The following is a 7013-nucleotide window of genomic DNA, read 5'->3' as shown; positions in this document are numbered from 1 at the left end:
GGTGCGGGTTGGCCGCGTCGATGCCGATCACCGGCGCGACCAGCTCCAGTTCCCGCAGCAGGGACTGCGAGGAGCCCAGCGGGCCGCCGCCGGCGAGCAGGTCGTCGTCGGCCAGCGGCCGCGGGAAGTCCACCGGCACGTAGGCGCCCGCGTGGTCGTAGTGCCAGACCAGGTGCGACTGCTGGGCCGTCGCCTCGAACATCTCCAGGAGCTGCTCGTAGTCGCCGCCCAGGTCGTCCACCGGCGTCACCGGCAGTCCGCACACCTGGAGCAGGTAGGCGCGCCGCAGGAAGTGCAGGGCGTCGTAGTCGAAGCCCGCCACCGGGGCGACCTCACCGGACAGGCCCGGCATGTACTGGTACACCGGCACCGGCGGCAGTCCGGCCTCGGCGAGCACCTTGTTGTACTGCGCGAGTTCCTCGGCGAACGGGTTGTCGGGCGTGTGGCACAAGACGTCGACGAGCGGTACCAGCCACAGGTCACAGGCCAAAGAGAGCTCCTCGCTCAAGGTGTAGCACGGCGGTCAGGGAAGGGAAGAGTAGTCGGTGCGGTGGAGGTTCAGCTCCCCTTGTGCAGGTCCCATACCCATACCCCGCCGGTCCACCTACCGGGCCGGCCGACCAGCTTCTCCAGGGCCCGGCGCAGCTGGGTGTCGTTGGGCTGCGGGGCGAGGACGAGCGCGCCCGCCTTCCAGAAGGCGAAGTCCTGCGCGGCCTGCGCCTTCCAGTTGCTGCCGATCTCCGGGACCTTGCCCGAGTAGCGGATGTCCCGCAGCAGACTGGAGGTCTCGCGCGGGGAGGCGCCGTAGATGCCGATGCGGTCCTCGCCGTAGGGGCCGTTGAAGTAGCCGCCGGGGAGCTTGAAGCCGAGGCCCGCGGCCGTCTGCCAGTGCAGGGCCTCCGCGTTGCCGGGGTCGGGCAGCGGCACCGGGACCAGGCTCTCGCCGTCGCGGACGTACGACTTCCACAGACCGTCCGTGATGAAGGCGGGGACGTCCACGCGGTCCGTCGACTTCAGCGGCGCGGGGATCACCGGGAGCAGGGCGAGGGAGACGGCCAGCAGTCCGGCGTAGACCGTGCCGACCCGGCGGATCGTGCCCAGCCGTTCGATCGCGAGCGCCAGGAGCATGCCAAGGACGGGGGCGCAGACCATCGCGAACCTGCCCTCGATGACCGACTCGAACAGCGGCTTGTCCGCCAGCAGGGCCCAGGGGCCGGGCAGGACCGTTTCGGTCAGCGGGACGCGGATCCTCGGGCCCATCGACAGGACGGCCGCGGCCAGCGCCGTGAACGCCAGCGCCTTGACCAGGGTCCGCTCCCACAGCCGTACGACGATCGCGAAGGCGAGCAGGACCAGCGGCCAGCCGTAGAAGGCGTTCTGCTCGGTCGGGTTCAACGACAGGGCGTTCGCGCGTGCGGCGTCGCCCGCGATGAGGGAGCGTTCGGCGAAGGCGAGCAGGGCGAGCGGGCTGTTGCCGGCGCCGGTGCCGTGCAGGACGCTCTGATAGCTCTGAGGTCCGGCGAACTGCCAGGCCAGCGGGTAGCAGATGATCGGCAGACAGACCGCGGCGGCGATCGGCAGGCCCCGCAGCAGCGGCCGCCGGGCCGCCTTCGCCACGTCCCGGCGCAGCAGCCCGTAGGCGCCGGCGAACAGCAGCATCCCGACCGCCGCGAGCAGCAGCGGCTCCTCGCCGAGGAAGACCTGGTAGGCCGTCAGCAGGCCCAGGACCACCGCGTCCCTGGTCACCCGGGTGCCCGCGCACAGCCGCAGCGCCCGGTCGATGATCAGCGGGATCATGAACAGGATCACGAAGTTGGGGTGCGCGTTGGCGTGGCTGACCATCGGCGGCGCGAAGGCGGCCAGCGAGGCGCCGAGGAAGGCCGCCGCCCGCTGCCGTACGACCCGCTTGACGATGAACCAGTACCAGGCGGCCGCGGTGGCGGCCAGGCCCAGGGTCATGCACAGGCTCAGCGCGAGCGCCGGACCGAACAGCAGGGTGAGCGGGGCGAACGGCACCGACAGGCCCAGCATGACCGTGTTGGCCATGAGGTTGACGCCGTTCGGGAAGCCCTGGAGGTCGGTGAAGAGCGGGTCGCGCAGATGGGCGACGCTGTCGGCGGTCACCGCGAAGAACCATTCCCACTGGTTCTGGTCCTGGAGGGAGTCCGGCAGGTAGCGGTGGGCCGGGTCGAAGAAGCGGCCCGAGTACAGGGCCGTCGCCATGAGCAGGAAGAGCAGCACCGCGAAGGCGTCGGCGGGGCGCAGGGAGCGGAACTTCAGGCGGCCGAGTTCGCCCAGGACGCGGACGTAGTCGAGGGGCCGCACCTTCGACCCGGACTGGTGGGACCAGCTGACCGGGACCTCGGCGAGCGGCCAGTCGGCGCGGCGGAAGTACTGGAGGACCTCGACGTCTATGCCCCAGCCGTCCAGGCGGGAGGCGGCGAAGGCGGCCCGCGCCCGGTCGCCGTCGAACAGCTTGAAGCCGCACTGGGTGTCGCGTATCCCGGGGACCGCGACGCTGCGTATCAGGAAGTTCCCGCCCCGGCCCAGCAGTTCGCGCAGCCGATGCTGGCGGCTCCCGATCGTCGCGCCCGGCACCGAACGGGAGCCGACGGCCGCCGCGTTGCCCTCGCCCAGCGCCTTGTCGAGCTTCTCCAGCTCCTCGATCGGCGCCGCCAGGTCGGCGTCCGTGACCAGCACGCGCCGGCCGCGCGAGGCGGCCACGCCGATCCGCAGGGCGTTGCCCTTGCCCCGGTTGTGGGGACTCGCGACCAGCTGGATCCGGGGGTCCCGGCAGGCGGTGACGATGTCCCGGGTGGCGTCGGTGGAGCCGTCGTCGGCGACCACGACCTCCCACTCGCCCCAGCGGCCCTCGGGCTCGTCCAGATAGCGGGTGATCGCGTCGAGGGTGGGGCCGAGCCGCCGCTCCTCGTTGTAGGCGGGAACGACGACGGTCAGGTCGACGCGGTCTCCCCCGGCGCCGCTCATCCCTCCGCCTGCCGCTCGATGAGGACCAGGGAGTGCGCGTTGTACTCCTCGACGATCGCCCGGGCGACGGTGGTGTCGTACTGGGCCAGCGCGTCGACCAGCCGGGTGTGGCCGGACCACAGCCGGCCGCGCAGGTCGCCCTGGTGACGCAGGTGCTGCACCGCGCACACCCAGGACTGCACCCGCAGCCGGTGCAGGAAGTCGACCAGGTAGGGGTTGCCGAACAGGGCGCTGAGCTCACGCCAGAACCGCAGGTCGTAGCCGATCAGCACGGCCAGGTCACCGGCGTCGGCGGCGCGTTGCGCCTCCTCGCCGCGGCGGCGCACGGCCGCGACGGCGGCGGCGACCCTCGGGTCCGACAGGTCCCGGAACCGTTTGTGGCCGGATTCGAGCGCATGGAACATGCCTTCGGTGACCAGGCCGCGGGCCTCGACGATGCCCCGGAAGTCCTCCACCGAGTACTGGTGGACGCGGAAACCGCGGTGCTGGTCGGCCTCCAGGAGGCCTTGCGCGGAGAGATCGACCAGTGCCTCGCGCACCGGGGTCGCGGAGACCCCGTACTGGTCGGCGATCTCCTTCACCGTGAACTCCTGCCCCGGCTGCAAGCGACCGGCCAGCACCTCGTCACGAAGCGCGTCCGCGATCTGCTGGCGCAGGGTACTGCGGGTCACGGCGCCGTTGCCGCTGGGGCCGGGCATGGTCAGGGGATCTCCCTCGTCGCGTGGCAGGTGGCGTGCTCGTCCGCAGCGCTCGTGCATGTATACGAGCACGCCACCTTACGCGTTCGGGTTCCCCGACCGCCCGGACCCAGGGCTCACTCCGTGTGTTCGTCGGCCACCGTGAGCGCGGCGTCCAGGGCGGCCAGCCCCTCCTTCAGTTCCGCCTCGCTCGCGTTGCACGGCGGCACGAAGTGGGTCCGGTTCATGTTGACGAAGGGCCACACGCCGTTCTTCTTCGCGGCGGCGCCGAACGCGGCCATCGGCGCGTTCGCCTCGCCGGCCGCGTTGTACGGCACCAGGGGCTCCCGGGTCTCCCGGTTCTTGACCAGGTCGAGCGCCCAGAACATGCCGACGCCGCGCACCTCGCCGACGCTCGGGTGACGCTGCGCCAGCTCCCGCAGCCCGGGTCCGACGACGGACTCGCCCAGCGTCGCCGCGTTCTCGACGATCCCCTCCTCCGCCATCACGTTGATCGTGGCGACGGCGGCCGCACAGGCCAGCGGGTGACCGGAGTACGTCAGACCGCCGGGGTAGGGCCGCCTGGCGAAGGTCTCCGCGATCGCACCGCTGATCGCGACCCCGCCGAGCGGCACGTAACCGGAGTTCACGCCCTTGGCGAAGGTCATCAGGTCCGGCACCACGCCGAACAGGTCGGCCGCGAACCACTCACCGGTGCGCCCGAACCCGGACATGACCTCGTCCAGGACGAAGACGATCCCGTACTTGTCGCAGAGCTCGCGCACCCCGGCCAGATAGCCCGGCGGCGGCACCATGATCCCGGCCGTGCCCGGAATGCCCTCCAGGATGATCGCGGCGATCGTCGAGGGCCCCTCGAAGGCGATCGTCGTCTCCAGGTGCTCCAGCGCCCGCGCGCACTCCTGCTCCTCGGTCTCGGCGTAGAAGCGGGAGCGGTAGAGGAACGGCGCCCAGAAGTGCACGACCCCGGCCGAGCCGCTGTCGGAGGCCCAGCGGCGCGGGTCGCCGGTGATGTTGATCGCCTGCTGGGTGCCGCCGTGGTACGAGCGGTACGCCGAGAGCACCTTGGAGCGGCCGGTGTGCAGCCTGGCCATGCGCACGGCGTGCTCCACCGCGTCGGCGCCGCCGTTGGTGAAGAAGATCTTGTCCAGGTCGCCGGGGGTGCGCTCGGCGATCAGCCGGGCCGCCTCCGAGCGGGCCTCGACGGCGAAGGCCGGCGCGAAGGTGGACAGGGTCGCGGCCTGTTCCTGGATCGCGGCGACGACCTTCGGGTGCTGGTAGCCGATGTTCGTGAAGACGAGTCCGCTGGTGAGGTCGAGATAGCGGTTTCCGTCGTAGTCCCAGAAGTACGACCCCTGCGCGCCGGCCACGGCGAGCGGGTCGATGAGCTCCTGGGCGGACCAGGAGTGGAAGACGTGCGCGCGGTCCGCGGCCTTCACGGCGGCGCCGGCCTGGGGGTCGGTCTGAGGGGTCATGGCGGCGAGCGTAAATGTCCGTCCCGCGCGGGCGACAGTGGCGTCCTGTCTGCGGACGACCGCTTTTTGCGACAGGTTGTCCACGTGTGGCGGCGACCGGGACGGGCCATGGGCCCGGTGCGGGCCGGCGGCCTGCCGGGGGGCCGCCCCCGGACGACTCGCCGGGGGACCGGATTATTCTCGCTGCATCGCACACCTGTGGGGGGAAGGCGGCGCAGTCATGGAGAAGCTGAGGCCCGGGGATCCGCCGCGGATCGGCGGTTACCGGCTACTGGCGCGGCTCGGGGCCGGCGGGATGGGCCAGGTATATCTGGCGCGCTCGGACCGGGGGCGGACCGTCGCGGTGAAGCTGGTGCGCCGGGAGCTGGCCGAGCAGGAGGTGTTCCGGGCCAGGTTCCGCCAGGAGGTGCAGGCCGCGAGCCGGGTCGGCGGGTACTGGACGGCGCCGGTGCTGGACGCGGACACCGAGGCCGCCGTGCCGTGGGTGGCCACGGGGTATGTCGCCGGGCCCAGCCTCCAGCGGGTCGTCGGGCAGGACCACGGGGCCCTGCCCGAGCGGTCGGTGCGCGTCCTCGCCGCCGGGCTCGCCCAGGCGCTCGGGGACATCCATGCCGCCGGGATCGTCCATCGCGATCTCAAGCCGTCCAACGTGCTGGTGACCATAGACGGTCCGCGGGTCATCGACTTCGGGATCGCGCGGGCCCTGGAGACACCGACCGAGAACGGGCTGACCCGCACCGGCTCGCTCGTCGGATCGCCCGGCTTCATGGCCCCCGAGCAGGTGCGCGGCGACCGGGTCACGCCCGCGTGCGACGTGTTCTGTCTCGGTTCGCTGCTCGTGTACGCCGCGACCGGCGCCCTGCCCTTCGGGCCCGCGGACAGCGGGGTGCACGCCCAGATGTTCCGCATCGCCCAGGAGGAGCCCGACCTGACGGGTGTGCCCGAGGGCATCGCCGATCTCGTCCGCGCCTGTCTGCGGAAGGACCCGGCGGCCCGGCCCTCGCTCGCCACGATCCTGGAGTGGACGGGCGCGCAGGACACCGTCGCGGGCGGCCGCTCCCGCGATCCCTGGCTGCCCGCGGTGCTGGTGGCCCAACTGGGTCGGCACGCGATGCGGTTGCTGGAGACGGAGAACCCCACGGAGACGGCACAGCCGGGCACCGGGGAAGCCCGGGACGGCGACGGAGGCGACGGAGGCGGCAACGGCCGGTCGGGCCAGGAGGGCTCACGGAACCCGGGGAGCCCCGGGGGCTCCGAAGGCCGGGGCGGCCGGGGCGGCCAGGGGAGCCCGGAGGACCCGGACGGGGCCGATCCTGCGCAGGGACCCGGCGAGGGGGCCGACCCCGCGCGACGAACCGCTCCCGCTCCCGGCCAGGGTCCCCTCCGCGGCCAGGGGGCCGTCTCCGGCGAGGGTCCGGTTCCCGGCCAGGGGCCTTTCTCCGGCCGGAGTCCCGCCTTCGGCGAGGGTCCTGTCTCCGGTCAGGGTCCGGTTCCCGGTCAGGGGCCCGTCCCCGGCCGGAGCCCCGCTCCCGGTCAGGGGCCCGTCTCCGGCCGGAGTCCCGCTTTCGGCGAGGGTCCTGTCTCCGGTCAGGGTCCGGTTCCCGGGCAGGGGTTTGTCCCCGGCCAGGGCCCCGTCCCCGGGCACGCTTCCCTCCCCGGGCGTACGCCTGCCCCGCAGGCCACTCCCGGGCGCACGCCCGACGTGGAGGCGTCCCCCGGGCACACCCCGGAAGCCGTTCCCGAGCACGCGTCCGCCGCGGACGACGGCTCCTCCGTGGACGCGGGCTCCGGGGGGCCGGCCGTGCCGGCCCCGGTGCAGCGGGCGGACACGGCGGCCCCGGCCCCCGCCCACGGC

General features: G+C 72.9%; 5 protein-coding genes. 1 reads left to right on the top strand and 4 read right to left on the bottom strand.

Going from position 1 to position 7013, the window contains the following annotated elements; all coding sequences use genetic code 11:
• The 4 genes from FNH09_RS43115 to FNH09_RS43100 all read right to left on the bottom strand — a co-directional run.
• A partial coding sequence (locus tag FNH09_RS43115) for a hypothetical protein (RefSeq protein WP_152895328.1) occupies positions 1–490 on the bottom strand: 490 nt, incomplete at its 3' end.
• 68 nt (positions 491–558) lie between these two features.
• A complete protein-coding gene (locus FNH09_RS43110; protein WP_152895327.1) occupies positions 559–2988 on the bottom strand; it encodes a dolichyl-phosphate beta-glucosyltransferase in 2430 nt (809 codons plus the stop codon).
• A complete protein-coding gene (locus FNH09_RS43105; protein WP_152895326.1) occupies positions 2985–3686 on the bottom strand; it encodes a GntR family transcriptional regulator in 702 nt (233 codons plus the stop codon). Before FNH09_RS43105 ends, FNH09_RS43110 begins: the two co-directional genes overlap by 4 nt.
• A 116-nt stretch (positions 3687–3802) precedes the next feature.
• The gene (locus FNH09_RS43100; protein WP_152895325.1) at positions 3803–5158 is read right to left on the bottom strand and encodes an aspartate aminotransferase family protein; all 1356 of its coding nucleotides are present in this window, start codon (positions 5156–5158) and stop codon (positions 3803–3805) included.
• A gap of 220 nt (positions 5159–5378) precedes the next feature.
• Here FNH09_RS43100 and FNH09_RS49280 point away from each other — a divergent pair.
• A partial coding sequence (locus FNH09_RS49280; protein ID WP_238427438.1) for a serine/threonine-protein kinase occupies positions 5379–7013 on the top strand: 1635 nt, incomplete at its 3' end.

The organism is Streptomyces adustus (assembly GCF_009377175.1).
GTDB lineage: Bacteria > Actinomycetota > Actinomycetes > Streptomycetales > Streptomycetaceae > Streptomyces > Streptomyces adustus.
Note: the sequence above shows the minus strand (reverse complement) of the source record. Positions and strands in the feature narration are given on the sequence as shown.

What these genes read in the sequence shown, in the direction of transcription:
- FNH09_RS43100 (WP_152895325.1), bottom strand. Translation starts at nt 5,158, where the DNA reads ATGACCCCTCAGACCGACCCCCAGGCCGGCGCCGCCGTGAAGGCCGCG.
- FNH09_RS43110 (WP_152895327.1), bottom strand. Translation starts at nt 2,988, where the DNA reads ATGAGCGGCGCCGGGGGAGACCGCGTCGACCTGACCGTCGTCGTTCCC.
- FNH09_RS43105 (WP_152895326.1), bottom strand. Translation starts at nt 3,686, where the DNA reads ATGCCCGGCCCCAGCGGCAACGGCGCCGTGACCCGCAGTACCCTGCGC.